Source organism: Bacillus sp. 007/AIA-02/001 (assembly GCF_004634455.1).
Lineage (GTDB): Bacteria > Bacillota > Bacilli > Bacillales > Bacillaceae_G > Bacillus_A > Bacillus_A cereus.
On record NZ_SEIY01000002.1, the window covers coordinates 303510 to 325976 of the forward strand.

Here is a 22467-nt window from a genome sequence, read left to right on the forward strand (position 1 = left end):
ACTTGTTTCAGTTAATGAAGATAAAGGAAAGATTCATTTTGGTGAAAAGGCTAGAAGAAAAGCGTAGGTACGATAAAGATCGCTCGTAATGAAGGGGGAAGTATTTTGGAGAGAAAAATATGGGAAATTGATTTTGATGTGATTGGTCCTATATCAATTAAAAGTAATATACGTTTCAAACAAGAAAAAGGATTTGATCAACATCAATTTTATAGTGATATAGAACTATCAAAAAGCTCTTATGGTTTTAAAGCAACTATTACGGCTTATGCTGATACTATAGATATCGCAGAAACGGTTGCTTATGTTTATTTTGGAAGAATGAGAGATATTTTATCTTTAACTAATGATATACCTATCCAATTAAATAAAAATGAGGGTAGGTTTAATATGACAAGAAATTTTACAAGTAGAAGGATATTAACAAAATCTAATGTAATCACCGCCTTTAATATGGCTAGAAAATTTGAATCTGAACAACCTAAACTATTAAGAGCTATTGGGTGGTATTCTAAGGGCAAGATATCGCATAATACATTTGATCAATTTTTAGCTTTCTGGAATGTGATAGAAATACTGGCGAAGAAATTTCATACTGTTACAGATCGAACAAGTAGTGGAGTCAAAAATCAAATCTATCAGTGCTTTATAGATTATTTTGGAGAAATAGAAAATTGGGATTTACCAGAAAGATGGATAGATTCCATGTATGATAAAAGAAATGGAATTGTCCATGGTGGGGAAGATATCACTCTTGAGGCTATTAAGGAAACATCAAAAATGATTCCTCTATTAGAAAAAACATCCAAAGTGTTAATCGATAAAATAATTGATGACAATTATAATAGGTCTGAATTTCAATACTTTGATTTTTAATTTTTAGCGGTTTCAATTTAGTAAGTATTTATCTTAGATTTTGATAGATACCTACTTTATTGTTATATTTTTTAGTGTAGCGAAGTATCTTACATCAAAAATTAAACAACTATATTTTTAACCCCGTCTTAAATTTAGAACGGGGTTATGCTTGTTTGAACTTTTAAAATTAAAGAACTTTATTGGTATTTTACAATCTTGTCATTTCCTAATCATGTATAATTAAATATACAGAGTACTTTGTAATTAAATGTTCAAATAAAGGACGTGAGCAAATATATGATAAAAGAAATCCCATTTCAAGAAGGCGAAGTGATTTTTTTTAAAGAGGCGAACCTGTGGAATGATTTGTTAGAGAGATGTAAGAAAGAAACAAGAACTATTAATATAGCAACATACAATTTTAATTTTAGGGATAAATACGAAAGAACTTTTTACAAAGAGCTATCCAACCTCGCTAATTTAGGGATTGATGTTAGCTTACTATATTCAAAAATATCATTTTCTAATGAAGATAAATTGGAAATTGAGGAAATATTTAAGAATTTCGTGTTATGTGCTAAGCTTACAACTAATCACTCAAAAATTTTTATTGCGGATAATTTCGCTTATATTGGATCGGCTAATTTTAGTTTTAATAGTAATAAGAATTACGAATGCGGCGTTATTTTTAATAGCAAAGAAATCGTTTCAAAAATACGGAAACTATTCATGGGGGAAATGCTTGAACAGAGCGAGTTTACAAATGTCCCTAAATGTTTTGATCCATTTGATTTTTTACCTAGAATATTAAATGTTGTTGAAGAATTGAGCAAAGTAGAAAAAAAAGAAGCTTTATGTATTGATAACAATATAGAGAACATAGCACAATTACGATATTTAGATGACCTGGAAAAAAATTTAAAGGAATTGGGTTTTCCAGTACCTGTGCATTTTGACTGGTGGAAACTATTTATGCTACTTGATGAAAAGAAACAAGTACCCGATATTATGTTTGATAATTTCAAGGATTATCTTCATGTGTTATTTCCTTATTTAAAAAATGTAATAAAATATGTTAATGAACAGTATGAAAACATTGGAAGAATTGAATTATTGAAGAGAATTAAAGTAATAAAATAAAATCAAAATATGGATTTGAAATAAAGAATAGCCGTTTTGAAAAAAGATTAATAATTTATAAAAATGTACTTTTTTATCTATTGTAAAATGCTGATTTTTGAGGAGTTTTTAACCAAACTATATTTCAAACCTATATTAGGCTTTTTTTGTACAATTTAATCCCTTCAAATTATGTATTTGTCAATAATAAAGTATATATAGGGGTGCCAAAGTAATTAAAATATTATGGTGTACTGTTATAGTACAGTTAGTTTAAATATGAGTAAATTATTACTCAAGAATTAAGTTTACGAAATTAATTTGAAACAGTGAGGGGAAAATATGTATCAGGAATTTCTTGAAAATTGGAAGTCACAAGATTTTTTAGATTGGAATGAATCTGATATAAGAGAAGAATTTATTGCACCATTGTTAAAAGAGTTAGGTTATGGTAAGGGAACTATTAACAATGTTGTTAGAGAAAAAAGCCTTAAATTGAGTACTCCTTATCATAGGGTAGGTAGAAGTCGGGTACAAATCGATTATATACCTACCATTAGACTAAAAAGTTTTTGGATTATAGAGGCAAAACCTGGTAATAAGAAGAAGATGGATATGGGGGATTTATTACAAGCTCATTTATATGCAGTTCATCCTGAAGTTCAAGCGAGATTTATAGTTTTAACGAATGGCTGGGAAATCAGAGTATATGATGCACTCAATGTGACCAGTTGGGAAGATTATATAGTTCTTTGTAATAAGGATAGTGAATTGATAGATTTAAAAAAACTGTTTCAGATATTAAATAGCAAAGATATGCTTCGATTTTTAAGAACTCAAATCATGCATCAAATTGAAAATAGTTTTGCGGTAGAACTTGATCAGTCAGAATTAAATCACTTTTTCACAAGTTTAAACAGAAAAGAATACGATTTAAAAAAACAAATCGAAGATAATGCTCGGGATTTTCAAAGAAAGGCATGGAGGGAAAATGAAGATAAATATCAAAGCGAACTTCAAAAGTTACCAATAGATTCATTGTTGGTGAGAATGGATATCCCAACAGATTCAACCATACAGACCTCTAATGAATATGTAAGAAGAATTTTAGCAGCTGATGAAGTTGAAAGAGTACTTTTAATCGATAAATTAGCAATGAGATGGAGAGGAAGGTCTCATAATGTATTTAAGATACATTCTTTAAGGGTCCTTCTTGAATTATTAAAGAAAAATGTTGAAATTAAACCGTCATCTTATCAACACGGGCTTATTGCAAGCATTAATGAGTTAGCGTTATCAAATATAAACTATGGTGCAGAAAATGAATTGGTTAATGCTTTATGTCATTTAGATAATGTGTGTATTAGGGTAGGATATAAAGCTGCCTTAAAGCTCTCTATGGACCAATTAATTTTAAAGGTTGAGGAGGACCGAAAAACTTTATCTATAGAGGAGAAGCTAACCCGTGATACAAGCGTATCTGCAAATATGATTCCGATAATATCCATAAGTTATGAGAGTTTATGGCGCATATTTTCTAGTGGATTAACTCACAATATTTGGGATGCTATTTGGTTTATACAGATAATTGAAAGGTCTATAGATAAGCTTCCTGAAATAGAATACCCAAAAGGTGATGGTGATTTATTATCTTTTAAACACTATGGAAATGGGTTTGATATATTGATGATGGGAACATGGGACTTTCTGAATAGATATAAAAATATAATACTTGAAAACAGCGAAATTGCTAGTGATATAAAAGCATTTGTTAATCTAGAACACGAAAAAGCCTTAAAAAAAATTCCACAACCAAAATCAGCTTCACCAGAATGGCGTATGGATGAAGAATTTTTGAAAGGTTTATTTGAAAGGCCTTAAGATAACTATAAAAAAACGTTTCTCTATTTTAGAGAAACGTTTTTTTACTCAATACATAGAAAATACCTATTACGTAAAATTTATAATTTTTTTCATAATAGGTATTAAAGAAACTTAATAATGACTATATTCTATTTTATGATAGCTTAAGGGAGGAGCTTAGAGGAAGTATACTATATTTAATTGCTAAGTAAGCTATGTGGTTTTATATAATCGAGTTATTAACATTGATCAAGCAATTTCAACGCTTGATACTACATTAAGAAATTTAATGGAAAACTTTTCGAACGTGTATGAAACATTATTTTATATCAACAATACGTTGTTAGATGGGGAACTGATAAAATTTGTGATATTCTCAATAATTAGTTTTATTATTTATAGAGGATATAGTTGAAGAGAAACAGCAAAAACGGTTGAGGATCAGGGGTTTTATCAAATAGCCGAATTAAGTAGTAGTTTAAAATACATAGCTCGCTATAACGTATTTGATAGTAGTCAAAATTTAATAATGCATATTGAAAATGTGTACGAGCTTTTTGTTAACAAGTTTGTTTTTTAATTGATTATAGATTATCAAGGTTTAGAAAAGAAATTGAGTTATTAGTGGAAAACAAAAAAATGAAAATGATATGTTTATTATAAGTAGAATTTATCCAGACGATATTTTTTGTTACCTTGTTATGAGAATGATTTCAGAAATTTAGATTATAATTTCAATTTAATGAAAACATATAAAAAGGCTAAAATTTTATACGTTTTAGAAATCATAGCATCCAAATATATAAAACAAAAATTACATTTAGTTAATTATCTAGCCGTTTTATAGAAGCAGAAGAAGCTTACAGATTTCGATTAGTTAATGGTATTTTTAAGAAATTGAAAGTTATTTCAAATAATAATGCATTTAACTTGGAACTGTATGTAAAGAAAAGATTTATTTATAAAAGGCATTCACTATTTCAGTCTACAGAATGGTTTACCCTCCAAGATAATGAAATTTTTTGTTTATTGAATGAAGGGTATTTACAAGATGAGGAGTTTATGAAAATCTATAATTATAACTTCTAAAAATGATAAAATAAGTACAGTAATAAGATTACCAATTAAACTATGTCTTATAATTTTGGAAGGTGCAAATAAAAAGAATAGTGTAATAAGTTTAATTGTAATCCCATTGGATATTTGTATTTATTTGATAATTATCATGGGTAAATCCAAAGTTAATAGATTGAAAATTCTTTATTTGGTGGTGGTTTATTTGGAGGAAATGGAGATAGAGAATAATTATAAGTTTGATTGGAAAGCGGTTCAATATCTTCGAAAACAAGGGGGTAATATTATAAAGACTAAATCTTTTATCATAGTATTAAAAGATTTAACAACTGGAGAGACATACCCGCATCCAATTACTCATTTTTTATATAAGCACTATCATAGGAATTCAGGCTCTGTAAATACTGAACTCACCGTAGCACAAATTATCGTTCCTTTTTTAAACTTTATATTAGACAAAGTGAATCAAGAGTTGACGGAATATACTGATATCAATGGGTTGGAAGATCTACAAGAGAGTCACGTAAATGCTTATCTACAGTACTGCGTGGATGAGAAATCAAACAAAAATAAGACGTTGGAAATGAAAGAGAATTTCCTATCTAAGTTTTATAAGTATTTATGGGATGAAAAAGTGCTAAAGCATAAGCCAAAATTCAAGCCAGTATCTGTCAGAACCCGAAAAGAAATTAGAAAAGTATATAAAATTGATTTTACCTATAAAAAGACCGATGAAACGCTTTTACGTGAAAAAGTAAAAAGAAAAGATATAGTCCCTCAAAATCATGAATCTAACAAGAATAGGATTTTTATTCGCTTACAGTATATTCACGAGATACTTTACGTAGCAAAGCATGAAACACCTGATATTGCATTTGGAATGGCATTGCAAATATTTGGAGGATTGCGTAAAGGAGAGGTAGTAAACCTCACTAGAACAGCTTTAAAATCGCAGAACGGGCAAGGATATGGTGTGGAAGGTTTAGTGCTGCTTATAAGAGACCGTCAAAATGATTTGTTTACTCGATTTAACGACGTTTCAACAATGCAGGTAAAGAATCCTAGAGACCAATCCTGCTTGATTGATCCGATTTTAAAGTACTTATATAAGCACCATATAGAAGTCGTACTCAAGAAGGTAAAGAAACCACTGCACCCCACTGCACTGTTTTACGATTCCGAAGGGAATCCAATGTCGGCAGATACGTATGATAAGAGATTTTTGAAATTAAAGAATTCCTATTTAGGGATGCTACTTGGAACTCCAGGGAGATATCAGGATTATCTAGACTTCTCTCAAACTAAATGGCGATCACATATTGGTAGAGGGGTGTTTACTAATATGTGTTTGGACGCTGGATTTAATGAAAAACAAACCGCAGTATTACGGGGTGATAGATCTACCCAATCTATGGAATCCTATTTCGACATCATAACTGCTACCTTCAATATACGAAAGGCTTTAACTTTACTTTCTCCTGGCCAATCAGAAAATATAGCCGACTTAAACATGCCAACTAATCACAAAATGTGGAAGGAGGTTCAGGATTTTGGAAAAGGAATTAGAAATGAAATTTAAAGACTATATGTCGATATACGAAATAGCTGTGGAGAAGTTTAATAAAAACCCAAATAACGAATATTTTATTAATAAATTAAAAGAGTCCATACAAGAGTTACCAATCAAATGTAAAATAACAAAAGTTAATTTAGAGAATAATTATTTTGATGAAAAGTACGGTCAAACTGTTAATGAGTTGTATTCAAAAGAAACTATATACCCAAGAAACTCCTTTTTAGACAACTAGAAAAGTCTGCTAGCCAATATACGATTCGCAAATATTATAAAAAATTAAACCCAGATGAAATAATATTCGGTGGTAATTTAGATATATTTGTATTGCAAGATATTTCAATAGAACTAACTGAAATAATAAAAATGGTGGCAGGTAACAAGGTATGGGGTTGGAGATCCCATACCTTTGAGCTATACAAAAATCAACACGGCTATTATGCCTTTGATGAGGCTATGAAAATATTAAATTGTAGTAATGCGACTATCAAAAGATTAATAAAAGAAAAGTTATTGGTAATCTCTGAGCATTACGGAGATAGAATTCTCTTCAATAAAGAACAAGTACACGAATTACATTTTGAACAAGAAAGACTTATTGATAAATATAACAACCATTATTATACAGCGAAGCAAATTCAAACAAAATACAGTGACGCTTTTGCACAATATATTAAGGGATCCGAAGATAAGGTTCGAATAAAAGTAACAAAGGTTGATCCCCCGCCACTATTGATTTCATATTATGGTGTCCAAATGAAACTATATGAAAAAGATGAAATTGACGATTTATGGGAGGATTATAAGCTTTACTTGGACATGAATACTATGTCCATAGAAGATCCTTTTAAAGATTTTGTATATAAAGTTGAACAAGTGCTAAATATCAAATTTACGAAAAACCAGGGAAATACGAAATTATTATGGTACCAGTATGTCGAAAAATTCCTTCTTAGAACTAGGTTGTCTGATAAGACCCGGATTATATTTCAGACTAATCAATTTGCCCGATGTACGGAAATAATATTTGCTACTTTTAATCAAGAAATATACTCATATTCTGGAAAAGAAATCAACAATAAATTTCTTAACGACATTCTTAATATTAGGAGAAGTTATCAACGGGATTTTTATAATTTCTTAAAACAAATGCTTGAAGCCTTTGCTATGGAAGGACTTCCTTTACCATATAACATGGATGAGTTAAATGATCCAAGAGACTTTAAAAGGATTAAGGAAGTAGCCACAGATATATATTCTTTAGAGGAATACCATGAATTATACAAATATACCAATCGTGTAGCATTTCATAAAGAAAAGGCAATTCAAGACGTTAGTGACTTACTTCGAACTTGGGATTATATAAAATATAAACGTTATGACAGTTGTTGGTTATATATCTTAGTTCAATTAACAAATAATTGGAGACATAGCACGATAATAACTCAAATCCCAAGAATCAATCTATCGACTACTTCAATTAAAAGTTTGGAGTGGTTAAAGAAAAATGATCCCTCAATAGAGGATGCAAACAATATTATCTATCAGATTGGTAGATATGTTACAAAAATAAATAAAACTGATATTAGCGCAGAAGGAATTTTCACAATTGGGGAGCCACTTAAAATTGCATTTGCAACTGCAATAAGCATCTGTGAATTTCGTAGAAGTGCAATATTAGAAAACAGTTCCACTTTAATAGAACTTTCAGGTCATTTAGTGAAAACGTATAATCCACATAAGGAGTTTTTTATAGATTTCATTGCTGACTTTAAATTTGAAAATAGGAAGATGAATAGAACGCTAAGTACTTTAATCTGGTCAGTTCTTAGGCATATGGGAAAAGGCCTAAAAGAAACCCAAATATCCCGAAGCCACTTGCAAGCTCAAACCACTATCAGTCATTATATTAAACTTTCTGACGGACAGGTGAAAAATCTTGTAGATGAATTATTTGAAAGAAATCAATTTGGATTTGTGACACAAACCCTAACGAATATACTTTTTGGTCCTGAAACAAATAAAAGTATCGAAACGGAAAGAATGTTAGAGGTGAATAAGCATTTCGGCGATGTTTTTAAAATTGAGGCGACCGCAGGATTAATCAACAGAATCGCAACAGAAAGAAACCATGTCTTAAAATATCTTGAAGAGTTTGACTTAGAAGGACTTCGTGATCTTTTTTTCCAATCTCTAACGGGCTCACTTTCTTCAAAACAGAGATACCACCAATGTATCTATTCTGAATGTAAATATGAGAATGAATACGGTGAAAGACCATTGTGTGATACTTGTGCGGCATCAATGATTAATGTGTATGCCCTAGAAAATATAATGGACAATTATATATTTATGATGGAAAAGATATCAAAAGAGTTTGATAGTGCACTTATTGGTGAAAAACAGAAACTTGCAAACCAGTTCTTCCTTCTGCATAACGTTGTAGACCAAGCAAGAAGTAGATTTGGTAGAGAAGTTGTAGATGGATTTGTAAAAGGAAAGACAGAGCGCATAAAGAACTTAGGTCTTGATTTATCAACAAAAGGTTTGAAAAAATTTAGAACATTGGGAATGCTAAGGGGGTGACATGTGTGGTGCGAAACAGAAATTTAGGTTCGTTAACGCTAGATTTCAGTAGTATTAATCCAGAGGATATAAGAAGTGCGAGATTTGATGTCATCAAGAATGTAGAAGAGGCAAAAAGGTTATTGGAAGCCTATGATGATAATAGGGTAAAAAAAGTTCGTGTCAATTTTAAAGATAATGAATGGATTTTTAATGAAGAATTTACAAGAAGTGATGCAGTTTTTAATTATAAGAAAATAGAAGAGTCCTTAAGTTTTAGTGGAAGTGAAAATAAAGAGGAATTAATAATTGCAGCAAAATGTTGGATAGTAAAAAAACTAAATGAAAATTCTATAACGGTAACACGGGCAAAGCTTTCAAATCTTGTTGCTGCTTTTCTATCTACAAAAGGTCTTAGAGATACTAGTGAATTATTGGAAATGATACAGGAATCCAATCTCATCCGTAGAAGTCCAAAAAATCAATATAAAGTCCAAAAAGTGTCTAATAATGTTATGTATAAATTTATTATAGATCTTGTCAATTTTTTAGAATTCTATAATCGTGATAAATTTGTATATTTCATAAATGATTTGAGCGAGTATAAAGCCAAAATTAAGTTGGAAAAAAGCTACAGAGAGTTGCCTTCTTTTAAAGATATTATAACTATAAAACAATGCTTAGATAATTGGTATAAAGAAGCAGAACAAAACAAAAGTGAAGAATTACTTAAATATTTCCCTCTAGTTTTATGGTGGAATCTAACAACTATTATTCCTATGAGGATAAATGAGTTCTGTCACATTAAAAGAAATTGCTTTTCGTTAAAAGACGGGAATCATTTCATTACATTTCCAAGAATGAAGTATGATCGAATTGGTATACATCGAACTGACATTGAATACGACACGTTACCTATTCCAAAAGAATTGTATGACCTTTTTCAAAGCTATCTAATTCTCTCAGAACAGTATGGACTATCGAATTATTTAATTTCAAACAATGTGTATCGCCATTATTTTGGCTACGATAAAAAAACATACGATAAAGATTCTTTGTTTAACTATAACGATTTCAATACTACAATAGCAAGTTTTTTCAAAGAAATAATACACGAAAAGTATAACATCAATATTGTTTCTATAAATAAGCATTACCGAACAATTTATTCTAAGAGATCAAAAGAAGCATTTATTTCTAATTCAGCAGTCGGAAGTATAGATACAATGATTAACCTTGGCGATTTAAGGCACATCGCAATTATTAATATGATGATGCAGGGATATGACAAGGTTGAGATTCAACGATTAGCAGGGCATATCACAGAAGATATTCAATATAGCTATTTCAATCATATGGAAAACTGGATGGATATTGAAATACAGAAAATGGAGAAAGAATTTAATCACTATAAACCAATAAACTCTACATTTAACGAAAACGAAATTTCATTTTTACATCCAAATACCCAAGACTTTTTTGAGAATCAAAGTAAAAAAAATTATATCAACAAGAATATAAATGAACAGGAACAAGAGGGCTATTTAAAATTAGATTTGGGCTCCTGTATGGACAAGATTATGCCCTGTCCTAGTTTTAATTGGAAACACCGAGGCTGTTATTTTTGTGAAAATTGGTCCATTTCTAATCAGGAAATTGAAGAGAAAAGAAATCTTATAGCTTCTGACCTAAATTTACTTTATGAAGAAACAAGAGGGAAAATTAAGTTCATACAGTCTCTGTTTAAACTGAAACTAGATAACTTCGAAAACATAAACAATCATACTAAACAAGATTTATCTTCAGCATCAAAGGAAATTCAATTAGACATTAAACGAATCGCAAAATTAAAGTCTATGTTAGGAGTTTTAGATGATGAATAAAATCGGTACTAAAGGGATTTTAGATGATATAGAAAAAGAGACGGCATTGAGGCACCTGATTGTTGAATATGATGAAAACCACAATATCAAATCTAAAATCACATACAAGGATATCTACGAATTCGTGAAATCGCAATACGATAATAATAAAGTTGATTTTTATCCTGGATATACATGGTGGAAGACAAAAGGAAAACATTTAGTAGACGAATACAATTTAGTAAAGAAAAGAACTATCCCCTTGTCTGAAACGGAAGATTTAGACGTTTTTGATATTCTTGATGTAATAGAAAAACATTACGGAGATAAAGAATCTTTAATTAAATATCTCCTACCCTATAACGCCTTGCTGGATAGATTTGTAAATAAAATTAATAAACTTCAAAATAATTCCAAAAGATTATCAGAACAGATTGGAAAAAAGGATGAACGAATTCAAGTGTTAGAACAAACAAATAGTAATCAACAGGCTTTGCTAGACGGACTATTCTATACTATTATAGGGTCTGAAAAAGAGTTAGATAAAGTGATGAAAAGAGGCAGTACAAAATCAGATACAGTGAATTATGCTCTGTCTGAAACCTTCGGGAATCCTGAGGTGTACATTGAAGAGTTCAGTAAACGTATAGAAATAGTTAATCTTACGATAGATGATAAAAAAGATAATATTGTAAAGTTTAAGACACAAGCTGACTCATTGGAAGAGGATGACTATGATTACTAATATCTTGTGTCTTGCTTTCAAAAAGAGCATCTAATATAGTTTGGAGATATTTTACTTTGATGAAAATGATATGAAAAGAGGTAACTTCATATGCCATACAACTTTTTGTGACAATAATCAGAACAAAGATTGGTGGTATAATGTAGATAGTTCAAATGAATTTATGATAAAAGACACACATTTTAAATTGTATGCTTATTATGAAAGCTTCAAAATGATTAATGGAGATAACAAAGGTGACAAAGAAAAATTAATGTTAGTTGTAAAAGAAATATCTAGAATAATGTTAAAGCTAGCTGAAGAAGTAATTAGTCTGTATAACGAATATATTAACAGATTAATTCTAGAAGCGAATTTGGTTGAACAAATAGAGCCAGTCCTTTCTAAAATCGAAGAGTTTTTCATGGCAAGTACAGGATTAGACATCGCATCTATTGATTTACAAATTTGGATGTTAAATATTTTTGTAATAATTCATAGTTTTACATTTTATTACAATGGAAAATACCTAGCACAACGTACACCTGAAAATAGAAAAGCCTGTATGGAAATGACAATTAAAAATTATTATACGGATTTAGAAGAAATAGTAGAGTTTGAAAGCTAAAAGATTTATACTTTTAAAGCGAAGTAAAATTAAAAAGCGTCAAATAATGTTTGCATTTCTAGGTGCGATATTATTTGGCGCTTACTTGTTTGATTTATTATAAATGTCGAATAATACTTACGTTGGCTTGAAATTAATGGATAGATTTCAAGGTATTTAAAAAGAAGTTAGAATCGAGTTGAGCAATGCATAGCTTACTTTGTTATTGTTCTAAAGGTAGCAAATGAATTTTTATTATTTTGCATAGAATGGAATGAATTCCACATAAAAACAGATTAAATGATTCGTAATGTTGACTTGTTTGACTTATTAAAAAGGTCGAACAAGACTTATACCTTGTAAAATAGAGAATAAAGGAGAGTGACCTATAAATGGGATACGTATTAATCTTAGCCGAGAAACCAGATCAAGGGTTGGCTCTTGTTTCACAGTTTAAATATCGCCGGAAAGATGGATATTTAGAGGTAGAAGCGAATGAGTTATTTCCAAATGGAGCGTACTGTACATGGGCAATTGGTCATTTGACGCAGTTATGTAATCCAGAGCATTATCACGCAGAGTGGAAAAAATGGTCACTTAATACATTACCGATGATTCCAGAGCGTTTTCAATTTGAAGTAACAAAGTCAAAGTATAAGCAATTTAACGTTGTGAAACAGCTGTTACATAATCCACAGGTAACAGAAATTATTCACGCAGGCGATGCTGGGCGTGAAGGGGAACTAATCGTACGAAATATTATTAATCTTTGTAACGTGCAAAAGCCTATGAAGCGTCTATGGATTTCGTCTTTAACGAAGCAAGCTATTTATCAAGGGTTTAAAAATTTACTTGATGAATCAGATACAATTAATACGTATTACGAAGCATACACAAGATCTTGTGCTGACTGGGTTGTTGGCATGAATGCATCACGTGTGTTTAGTATTTTGTTAAAGAAAAAAGGAATGAATGATGTATTTTCTGCTGGTCGTGTCCAAACACCAACGTTAGCATTGATTGTAAAGCGTGAGAAAGAAATTGAAAACTTTAAGTCAGAGCCTTTCTGGGAAGTGTTTGCAACCTTTAATATAGAAGGAAAGAAATATGACGGGAAATGGGAGAAGGATAATGAATCCCGCTTAAAAGACCCTGATATGGCGAATAAAATTGCGGCATTTTGCCAAGGGAAACCGGCTGTTGTGAAGGAAATGAAAACGGAGCGTAAAGAGTTTCAGCCGCCGCTTTTATTCAACTTATCATCACTGCAAGCAACGGCAAATAAAGCCTTTAAGTTTTCACCGAAAAAGACGCTTGATATAACGCAAGCACTCTATCAAAAAGGGATTGTTTCTTATCCACGTTCAGATTCTAACTATGTTACACAAGGAGAAGCAGCGACGTTCCCTGATATTTTACAGAAGTTAAGTCAATTTGATGAATATAAAGGCTTATTACCGGCACCAATTGAATCCATTATGAACAATAAGCGTTATGTGAATGAAAAGAAAGTAACAGATCACTACGCAATTATTCCGACAGAGCAAGTTACAAACCCAAGCAGACTATCCGGTGATGAAAAGAAAATTTACGATATGATTGTAAGAAGGCTCATTGCAGCTCATTATGAAGTTGCAATCTTTGACTATACAACAATCATTACGCTTGTAGATGAACGCGCTGAATTCATTTCAAAAGGAAAACAGCAAATTCAAGAAGGTTGGCGTAAAGTTATTTTCCAAGACGATAAAGATGACGAAACCATTCTTCCAATTGTAGCTGAAGGTGAAGAAGGAAAAGTTGTAAAGGTGAAAGTGAAAGAAGGAAAAACACAGCCACCGAAGCGTTATACAGAAGGACAACTTATTACGTTAATGAAAACAGCTGGTAAGTATTTAGAGAATGAAGAGCTAGAGAAGGTATTGAAGAAAACAGAAGGTTTAGGTACGGAAGCGACTCGCGCGGGTATTATTACGATGTTGAAAGACCGTAAATATATAGATGTAAAGAAAAACCAAGTGTATGCGACTGATAAAGGAAAAGTATTAATTACCGCAATTGGTGACAAAATACTAGCTTCACCGGAAATGACTGCGAAATGGGAACAACGTCTTGCGGAAATTGGTGAAGGTACAGCATCACCAGCAACTTTTATGGAACAAACGAAAAAGCTATCAGCTAAAATTATTGAAGATGCAGTGGAAATGTCTGAGAAGTGGGATTTCACTGGACTACATGTTGAATCGATTGAACGAAAAGGATCGAAATTTACAACGGGTAAAAAGGTTGGTAGCTGTAAAAAATGTGATGGCGATGTAATTGATAAGTCAACGTTTTACGGTTGTTCTAACTATAATACAACGCAATGTGATTTCACCATTTCAAAGAAGATATTAAGTAAAACAATTTCGCAAAAGAATATGACAAAGCTCTTAAAAGGTGAAAAGACCGATTTAATTAAAGGCTTTAAAAAGGGCGAGAAAACGTTTGATGCGAAATTAGAGTGGAAAGATAATAAGATTAATTTTGTATTTGAGAATTAATTTGTTAAAAGAGCATGACATAAAATTGTCATGCTCTTTTGTTTTTCTTTGGAATGAAATTTAACGATAAAAAAAATGCTTTAAATAATAAAATTTTATTGTAAAACGATAAATTTTATATTAAAATCAAAATCATAATAAATGAGTGAAGTACTTTTGTTAAAAGGTAACAATCTTATTTTTTTAATTAGAGGAGGTATAATTATGAACAGTAACAATTTGATTGTTAAACATATGGATAACCCCCATGAGTTGGAGAAGATGTATAGAAAAGATCCGAAAGCTTTTAAAAAAGCATTCTCACAAGCATGGGACCAAAACCCTGATTCCCAGGTTCTAGCTGCTTGGTATGAAAGGTTGCATTTCAAGGAGAAAGTAAATAAAGAAAAAACATCTTTGTTTCAAAAAGGTTTCTTATTCATGGGCCTTTTAGCTATTCTGGCCGGCATAAGCACCAGGATCATTTTCCACTTTGTTGAGCAGGAAGCAATTGCTCCAATAAACTTGGCTTTTGGTGTAATTCCCTTTATTGCTGCTTATTTTGTTTACAATAATAAGCCGAAAAAAAGTATTATTTATTCCCTTATAGCGTTATTCCTAGTTTCCGGGGTGTATCTTAATACGTTGCCAATAAATTATAAAGACAGTACCATACTTGCTTATTTACATCTTCCTATATTTTTATGGGTCTTAGTAGGGCTTGCGTTTACAGGAAATGAATATTCAAAAGGCGGTACAAGATTAGCCTATATTAAATTTAATTTAGAATATTGTCTTCTCTACGGGAGCATGGCAGTGAGCGGAATGATACTAGCAATATTCACCATGCGTTTGTTTAGCTTTGTTGACTTAGATATAGGAGAATTCTATTTTAGTAATGTTGTTTTATTTGGAGCAGCGGCTCTCGCTATTGTGGCTGCATACTTAGTATCAATGAATCTTAAGCTTGCTAAAAATATTACACCATACATATCTAAAATCTTTAGTCCGCTTGTCCTGGTCACATTGTTTATTTATCTTATAACGATAATTTTGGTCGGGAAAAACCCGTTCTTGGATCGTAATTTCCTAATGGCATTCAACGGAATACTGCTTGGTGTATTGGCTGTTACTATATTTTCTATCGTTGAGAGTGACTCGGACGAGAAAAAGAACATTTCAGATTATATAAATTTTTCCTTGATTGTTCTGGCGCTTATTATTGACACTGTCGCATTGTCAGCCATAGTATTCAGACTTTCTTCTTACGGGATTACACCTAATAGACTAGCTGTTTTAGGTGTAAACATACTGATCTGGGCAAATCTAATTTGGATTATGTTTTCCTATATGCGTTTCTTGCAAAACAAATCAGGACCGACAGCTATCCAAGATGCCATTACGAAGTATTTGCCAATCTACGGACTTTGGGCAGCTTTCGTTATATTTACGTTTCCTATCATTTTTAATTAGAAAGGATCTGTTAATGTAACGAAAGGTTAATTCTCTATAACATATAAAATTTTTAGAGCCCATCGATTTATAATGGGTAGTATTATGTTTGTAGTTTCGGTAATTTCATTTGTAATGATAAATAAGAAATAAGTGTTGTATGTAATCTTTCCATAATAAAAAACGTCCCAAAATGGGACGTTTTTTATTATGCGTATTGCCGTTTTTTCTTAATAAGCAACAAAACTTGTGACACACAAGCTAGTACTGGTAACTCAATCAATGGTCCAATAACGAGTGCAAGTGCGATAAGAGGCTCATCTGGAAAAGCGGTCACAGCGATAGCGAGTGCAACAGGTGAGTTTCTTGCTAACGTTGTTAAGCTTAGACTTACTGTATCTTTGTAAGATAAATGCATCATGCGCCCGATAAATTGTCCTAGTAAAAAATTAATGATGAAGAACAATAGAACAGGGACGAGTAATAATAAAACAACATTCATATTTTGTAGTAAATATTTACCTTGTGATGCAAACATCGCTACTATTGCTAAACTTAAAAATACAATTTGAGCAGAGCTAAAAAACGGAATGAGTTTATTCTCGAGAGTTTCAGCTTTTTTTATTTTATTCATAATGAATTTTGTAGCGTGTGCAGGTATAAATGGTAAGACGATTACGATAACAATACTTTCTACTAAAACAGAAACCGCTACAGTTTTCATGACACCAGCAAATAAAAATAAATAAATGGGAAGGAGTAGAACTTGCAAAATTAAATTTACAGGTAAAATTGCAGTAGAAAGTGCTACATTACCTTTCGCTATTTCAGTAAAGATTAAGTACCAATCTGTACATGGAGTAACCATTAACATTATAAATCCAACCCAAAGTGCTGGATGATCGGAAAGAAATAGTGCCCCTAACCCCCAAGCGAGTAAAGGTGTCCATAAGAAGTTAATAGTAAGACTTGTTCCAGCAAATTTTAAATTGCGAAATCCTTTTTTTATTTCTTTTAATGGGATGCTGAGGAATAATCCATATAGCATGAAAAATAAGAAGGGGACAATAAATTTGTCTGAATACGTATGTATCATATTAAATTGTCCGAGTACGATGCCGCATGTAACAGCAAAAAGAATAATAAAAGTTTGAATCTTTTCTATAGTGCTCATGAATAAATCCTTTCTATATATGAATTTTCCTCTCTAAGTTTATTATACAAGTAATAAAGATGTATTTGGTGTTCAATTGTATTTTAGTTAATATTTTTAAATTGAGATAATATTTTTTATTAAAAGTTACTTGACTAAAGTAAGTGACTATATTACAATCACTTACATAAGGTAATTAAATAACAAAAAGTTTCGGCGGCTTAACTTAAGGTATCTATTGGAACTTTTTCTTAGAATAAGAATTTTTATGATGATGAATAATGAATATGAAAAGAAAGATTAGGTGAAGAAAATGGGACTATTTAGCTCATTATTTGGTAAAAAAGAAGAAAATAAGAATGTAGAGGGGAATAAAAAAATGTCAAAAGTATTATTTGTAAAAGCAAACGATCGTCCAGTGGAGCAAGCAGTTAGTTCAAAAATGTATGAAACATTTGTAAGTACTTATAAAGAAGCAAATCCAAATACAGAAATTACGGAATTAGATTTATTTGCATTAGATCTTCCTTATTACGGAAATATCGCGATTTCAGGTGGATATAAACGTAGCCAAGGCATGGAGTTAACAGCTGAAGAAGAGAAGGCAGTTGCTACAGTAGATCAATATTTAAATCAGTTTTTAGAAGCTGATAAGGTTGTATTTGCATTCCCATTATGGAACTTTACAGTACCAGCACCATTAATCACATATATTTCATACTTGTCTCAAGCTGGAAAAACGTTTAAATATACAGAAAATGGCCCAGAAGGTTTAGTTGGTGGTAAGAAAGTAGTTGTGTTAGGTGCTCGTGGTTCAGATTACTCTTCAGAACAAATGGCTCCTATGGAAATGGCAGTTAATTACGTAACAACTGTACTTGGATTCTGGGGAATTACAAATCCAGAGACAGTTGTAATTGAAGGACACAATCAATATCCAGATCGTTCACAACAAATTGTTGAAGAAGGTCTAGAAAACGTTAAAAAAGTAGCAGCAAAATTTTAATTCATGATAGTAAATGGAAAAACCAACATGGATGACCATGTTGGTTTTTTAGTCTATTTTTCATGTTAAAAAATGTATATTTATAAAATAAAAGAAAAGTTCGAAAATAGTATTGCAAAATATTATATAGCAAACTATAATGAATTCAAGAATAGTTGATACTTAAATTAAATATTCAGAAAATTCAATTAGTTAAAATTGGAAAATGAGATAAGGAAACTTGAATGGGGGTTATATTATGGCGAATAAAGTACCGTTTTCGTTCATAGTAGTTATTGGATTAATGTTATTTGCACTATTTTTTGGAGCGGGAAATTTAATTTTTCCAGCGATGCTTGGTCAATCAGCTGGAGAGAATGTATGGATTGCTAACGCTGGATTTTTAGTAACTGGTGTTGGATTACCATTACTAGGTGTACTAGCATTTGGTTTTTCAGGTAAAGATGATTTGCAGTCGTTAGCTAGTCGTGCTCACCCAGTGTTTGGGATTGTGTTTACAACAGTTTTATACTTAGCGATTGGTCCGTTATTTGCAATACCAAGAACAGGAAATGTTTCTTATGAAATTGGTCTTAAGCCGTTTATGCCAGAAGGAGTAGGTTCTACACCTTTAATTCTTTTCACAATTATATTCTTTAGTATCACTTGTTTTTTTTCGCTAAATCCCGCGAAAATTGTCGATATTGTTGGAAAAATCTTAACGCCAATTAAGTTGACTTTCATCGGTATTTTAGTAATCGTTGCTTTTATACATCCGATTGGAGATATGCAAGCACCAGTGGAAGCTTATACATCACATGCATTCTTTAAAGGATTCCAAGAAGGATACTTAACGATGGATACGCTAGCATCATTTGTATTCGGGATTATCATTATCAATGCTATTAAAGAAAAAGGTGCGAAAACGAAAACACAAATTATGGTCGTTTGTGCAAAAGCGACAATTATTGCAGCATCTATTTTAGCAATTATCTATACAGCACTTTCTTATATGGGTGCTTCAAGTGTTGCAAAGCTTGGACATTTAGAGAACGGCGGAGAAGTATTAGCGAAAGTTTCTAACTACTATTTCGGATCATATGGCGGAGTATTATTAGGATTAATGATTACAGTAGCTTGTTTAACAACTAGTGTGGGACTTGTATCAGCATGTTCTTCATTCTTCCATAAGTTATTCCCAAATGTTCCTTACAAAGCAATTGCAATCACGCTATGTGTATTTAGTGCAATTGTTGCAAACGTAGGATTAACACAATTGATCGCAGTTTCTGTTCCAGTATTAACAGCAATTTATCCACTAGCAATCGTATTGATTTTCTTAACATTCTTCCATTCATTATTTAAAGGAAGAGCTGAAGTTTACCAAGTAAGCTTAATCGTAACATTTATCATCAGCTTATTTGATGGATTAAGTGCAGCTGGAGTTAACATTGAAGTAGTAAGCCAAGTGTTCACTAAATTCCTTCCGATGCAGGAAGTAGGATTAGGCTGGATCTTCCCAGCGATTATCGGTGGATTTATCGGATATGGCATTAGCATTTTAAAAGTGAAAAACCAAGTTCAACCAGCAACTAGAGCGGATAAGAAAATAGGTTAAATAAAAAAGTTATAGAACTTGTTTCTATAACTTTTTTTGTTACTATTAATAATGAGAAAAAATAAAGTAGTAGGGGAAATAAAATGAAAAAAACAATTGATCATATCGGAATCGCAGTTCGTGATATAGATAGTACGATACGTTTTTATGAACAGGTTCTATCAGGAGAATTAATAGATCGTTACGTAAGTGAAGCTCCTGGTGTGGAAAGCGAAGTAGCCATTCTTGAAGTGGCTGGAGATAGAATTGAATTACTTGCACCGACAAATAATACAACATCTCCAATTGCCCGTTTTATTAAACAAAAAGGTAAAGGTGTTCATCACGTTGCGTATCGTGTCGATGATTTAGATGTGGCTCTAGAAGAGTTAAAAGAACAAGGTATTCGGACATTAGAGCATACACTACGCATTAATAAGCACGGTAGAAGGTTAATTTATCTTAACCCAGCGGATACAGAAGGAACGATTATCGAGTATTGTGATTATCCGGAAGAGAAATAGAAGAGGGATATTTTTTTAAAGGTGTTACGCAATAACGTAACACCTTTTTATTTATGTATTTCACATTTTCTTCACAAATGATTCACGATAACTTTTCTTCTTTGATAACTTACATAAATATATTTTATGATATAATAACAATCGACTTTTAAAATGTAAGTTGTATCTATAGTGATAGTTACTATTATATTAGAAGTTTAGAGGTGGAAGAGAAATAAGAGTTATACTTTATAGAAGTTTATATTTAATCAGGTTAATATTTCGCCCGAGAATCAAAATTCGGAAGTTAAAGTAATGAAAATAGAGCGATGAGGAAGAAAGAAGTGAAATGAGTGTGAAAGTAATGAGAAGATTAGGGACATGGTTATTACTTGCATGTGTGCTTATCATATTGATACCGAAAAGTGCATCTGCTCATGCGTACGTTGTGAAATCAAACCCTATGGAAAATGAAACGTTGAAGAGAGCACCATCTGTTGTGAAAATTGAATTCGATGAGGACATACAAGTTTCACGTTTTAATACATTGTACGTGAGAGATACATCAGGTAAAAGAGTCGATTTAAAAGATGCTCATATTGATAAAAAAAATAAAAAACTATTAGAAGCCGGATTAAAAGAAAATCTCAAAAATGGTCTCTACTCTATTCAGTGGAAAGCGATTTCAGCTGATGGACATCCAATTCAAGGGGTTATTCCATTCCGTATTGGATTAGCAGAAGCGGGAACAGACGATGTACAAGTGGAAGAGATGGGGTATGTCCCGCAAATCGATATGATTATGGAACGTGGAATTTTATATGCGAGTTTCTCGCTATTTTTAGGAGTTCTCTTCTTTAATCTTATTATGTATAAAGGGAATGCAACCTCGGTTCGATCAAGGAGTAAGAACATAATATGGATCTCCTTATTTGGGATATTTATTAGCTTGTTATTCAACCTACCATTGCAAGCGAAAATAAATGCTGATGTTTCATGGCTAGAAGCATTCAATCCTTTACTATTAAAAGAAACATTACAGCTTTCTGTTTTTGGTTATGTATGGATTACTCAAATGGTTCTCATTAGTACGCTTATAATTGTTACGTATTTTGCGATGAAGCATGAGAAGTTTTCGTCGTTTAAAGTATGGAGTATTCCAATACTATTGTTTATAGGGTTACTTGTTATGAAGGCCTTTAATAGTCACGCATACGGTTTAAAGTTTAAAGACATTGCTGTCGTTATGGATTTTCTACATTTATTAGCAGCTTCATTATGGGTTGGTGGTTTATCATCTATTATTCTTCTTTTACGTAAAGAGGATAACAAGTGGCATATGTATTGGGATATGATTAAGCGTTTTTCACCGTGGGCAACAGGTGCTGTCATCGTGATTTTAATAACAGGCCTTTTTAACAGTACATTTTTTATTCCAACAATCCACTCGTTATTTGATACGAAGTATGGATTGGCTTTATTAACAAAGATACTTTTATTCATTTTCATGGGGATATTGGGAATTATTCATTATATGAAAGGGAGAATGCGAGCGCAGCAAGGATTAGGAGCTACGGTGAAAGTAGAGTTTGTCATTGGAATTATCATTTTCGTAATCGTAGCTTTTATGACAAACGTACAAACACCACCGATGCCTCCTACTGGACCATTTACAGAGAGTAAGCAATTAGATAATGGATATGAACTTACGCTAAATGTAAGTCCGAATAAGGTAGGACAAAATAAATTCCATATTACACTAAAGGATGAAAAGGGACAGCCTGTTACTGATATGGAACAAATGATATTGACGACTCAATCATTAGATATGAACATGGGAAAAGGTTCATTTAAAGTTTCAGTAGTTTCACCAGGAGAATATGAAGCAGAAGGTATGTATATTAATATGACAGGAAACTGGAATATACATGTTCATGGATTAACAAAATCTCTTGATAGTTTCGATACAGATTTTAAATTTATTGTCGGTGGCAGATAAAAAGAAGCTAT

The 22467-nt window shown here is 31.7% G+C and carries 16 protein-coding genes; 15 read left to right on the plus strand and 1 reads right to left on the minus strand.

Annotated features, from left to right (window positions below):
- The first annotated feature begins 105 nt into the window (after window positions 1-105).
- The 11 genes from ES895_RS07005 (at window position 106) to ES895_RS07055 (ending at window position 16240) form a co-directional block, all read left to right on the plus strand.
- Window positions 106-876, plus strand: a complete 771-nt coding sequence (locus ES895_RS07005; RefSeq protein ID WP_135238230.1) for a methylamine utilization protein MauJ — start codon at window positions 106-108, stop codon at window positions 874-876.
- 279 nt (window positions 877-1155) lie between these two features.
- Window positions 1156-1998 carry a phospholipase D-like domain-containing protein gene (locus tag ES895_RS07010; protein WP_135238231.1) on the plus strand — a complete coding sequence of 281 codons (843 nt, stop codon included), beginning with the start codon at window positions 1156-1158 and terminating at the stop codon, window positions 1996-1998.
- Between the two features lie 321 nt (window positions 1999-2319).
- Complete coding sequence (locus ES895_RS07015; RefSeq protein ID WP_135238232.1) at window positions 2320-3858, plus strand: type I restriction enzyme HsdR N-terminal domain-containing protein; 1539 nt, start codon at window positions 2320-2322, stop codon at window positions 3856-3858.
- A gap of 1270 nt (window positions 3859-5128) precedes the next feature.
- A complete protein-coding gene (locus ES895_RS07025) occupies window positions 5129-6493 on the plus strand; it encodes a hypothetical protein (protein ID WP_240690225.1) in 1365 nt (454 codons plus the stop codon).
- Window positions 6465-6722 (plus strand): hypothetical protein, encoded by a 258-nt coding sequence (locus tag ES895_RS29670; protein WP_240690222.1) that lies wholly within the window; start codon window positions 6465-6467, stop codon window positions 6720-6722. The genes ES895_RS07025 and ES895_RS29670 overlap by 29 nt, the downstream gene beginning before the upstream one ends.
- Window positions 6723-6814: 92 nt before the next feature.
- Window positions 6815-9073 (plus strand): helix-turn-helix domain-containing protein, encoded by a 2259-nt coding sequence (locus ES895_RS07030; RefSeq protein ID WP_240690223.1) that lies wholly within the window; start codon window positions 6815-6817, stop codon window positions 9071-9073.
- Between the two features lie 5 nt (window positions 9074-9078).
- Entirely contained in the window at window positions 9079-10935 is a 1857-nt protein-coding gene (locus ES895_RS07035; RefSeq protein ID WP_135238234.1) for a site-specific integrase, read from the plus strand.
- A complete protein-coding gene (locus ES895_RS07040) occupies window positions 10928-11659 on the plus strand; it encodes a hypothetical protein (RefSeq protein WP_240690224.1) in 732 nt (243 codons plus the stop codon). The genes ES895_RS07035 and ES895_RS07040 overlap by 8 nt, the downstream gene beginning before the upstream one ends.
- Before the next feature lie 40 nt (window positions 11660-11699).
- Window positions 11700-12266 (plus strand): hypothetical protein, encoded by a 567-nt coding sequence (locus tag ES895_RS07045; RefSeq protein WP_205687980.1) that lies wholly within the window; start codon window positions 11700-11702, stop codon window positions 12264-12266.
- Between the two features lie 371 nt (window positions 12267-12637).
- Window positions 12638-14788: a DNA topoisomerase III gene (gene topB, locus ES895_RS07050; protein WP_135238236.1), complete on the plus strand. Its 2151-nt coding sequence runs from the start codon at window positions 12638-12640 to the stop codon at window positions 14786-14788.
- Between the two features lie 204 nt (window positions 14789-14992).
- Window positions 14993-16240 carry a DUF4153 domain-containing protein gene (locus ES895_RS07055; RefSeq protein WP_065704357.1) on the plus strand — a complete coding sequence of 416 codons (1248 nt, stop codon included), beginning with the start codon at window positions 14993-14995 and terminating at the stop codon, window positions 16238-16240.
- A gap of 187 nt (window positions 16241-16427) precedes the next feature.
- On the opposite strand, the gene ES895_RS07060 is transcribed toward ES895_RS07055, so the two are convergent.
- Window positions 16428-17393: an arsenic resistance protein gene (locus ES895_RS07060; protein ID WP_135238237.1), complete on the minus strand. Its 966-nt coding sequence runs from the start codon at window positions 17391-17393 to the stop codon at window positions 16428-16430.
- 292 nt (window positions 17394-17685) lie between these two features.
- Between ES895_RS07060 and ES895_RS07065 the strand changes: the two genes are divergently transcribed.
- From ES895_RS07065 to ES895_RS07085, 4 genes are all read left to right on the plus strand, one after another.
- Window positions 17686-18378, plus strand: coding sequence for an FMN-dependent NADH-azoreductase (locus ES895_RS07065; RefSeq protein ID WP_135238238.1), 693 nt, complete (start codon window positions 17686-17688; stop codon window positions 18376-18378).
- A gap of 238 nt (window positions 18379-18616) precedes the next feature.
- Complete coding sequence (brnQ, locus tag ES895_RS07070) at window positions 18617-19975, plus strand: branched-chain amino acid transport system II carrier protein (RefSeq protein ID WP_001284783.1); 1359 nt, start codon at window positions 18617-18619, stop codon at window positions 19973-19975.
- Window positions 19976-20058: 83 nt separating this feature from the next.
- Window positions 20059-20478 carry a VOC family protein gene (locus ES895_RS07075; protein WP_000750854.1) on the plus strand — a complete coding sequence of 140 codons (420 nt, stop codon included), beginning with the start codon at window positions 20059-20061 and terminating at the stop codon, window positions 20476-20478.
- 328 nt (window positions 20479-20806) lie between these two features.
- Complete coding sequence (locus ES895_RS07085; protein WP_135238239.1) at window positions 20807-22456, plus strand: copper resistance CopC/CopD family protein; 1650 nt, start codon at window positions 20807-20809, stop codon at window positions 22454-22456.
- The last annotated feature ends 11 nt before the right edge of the window (window positions 22457-22467 follow it).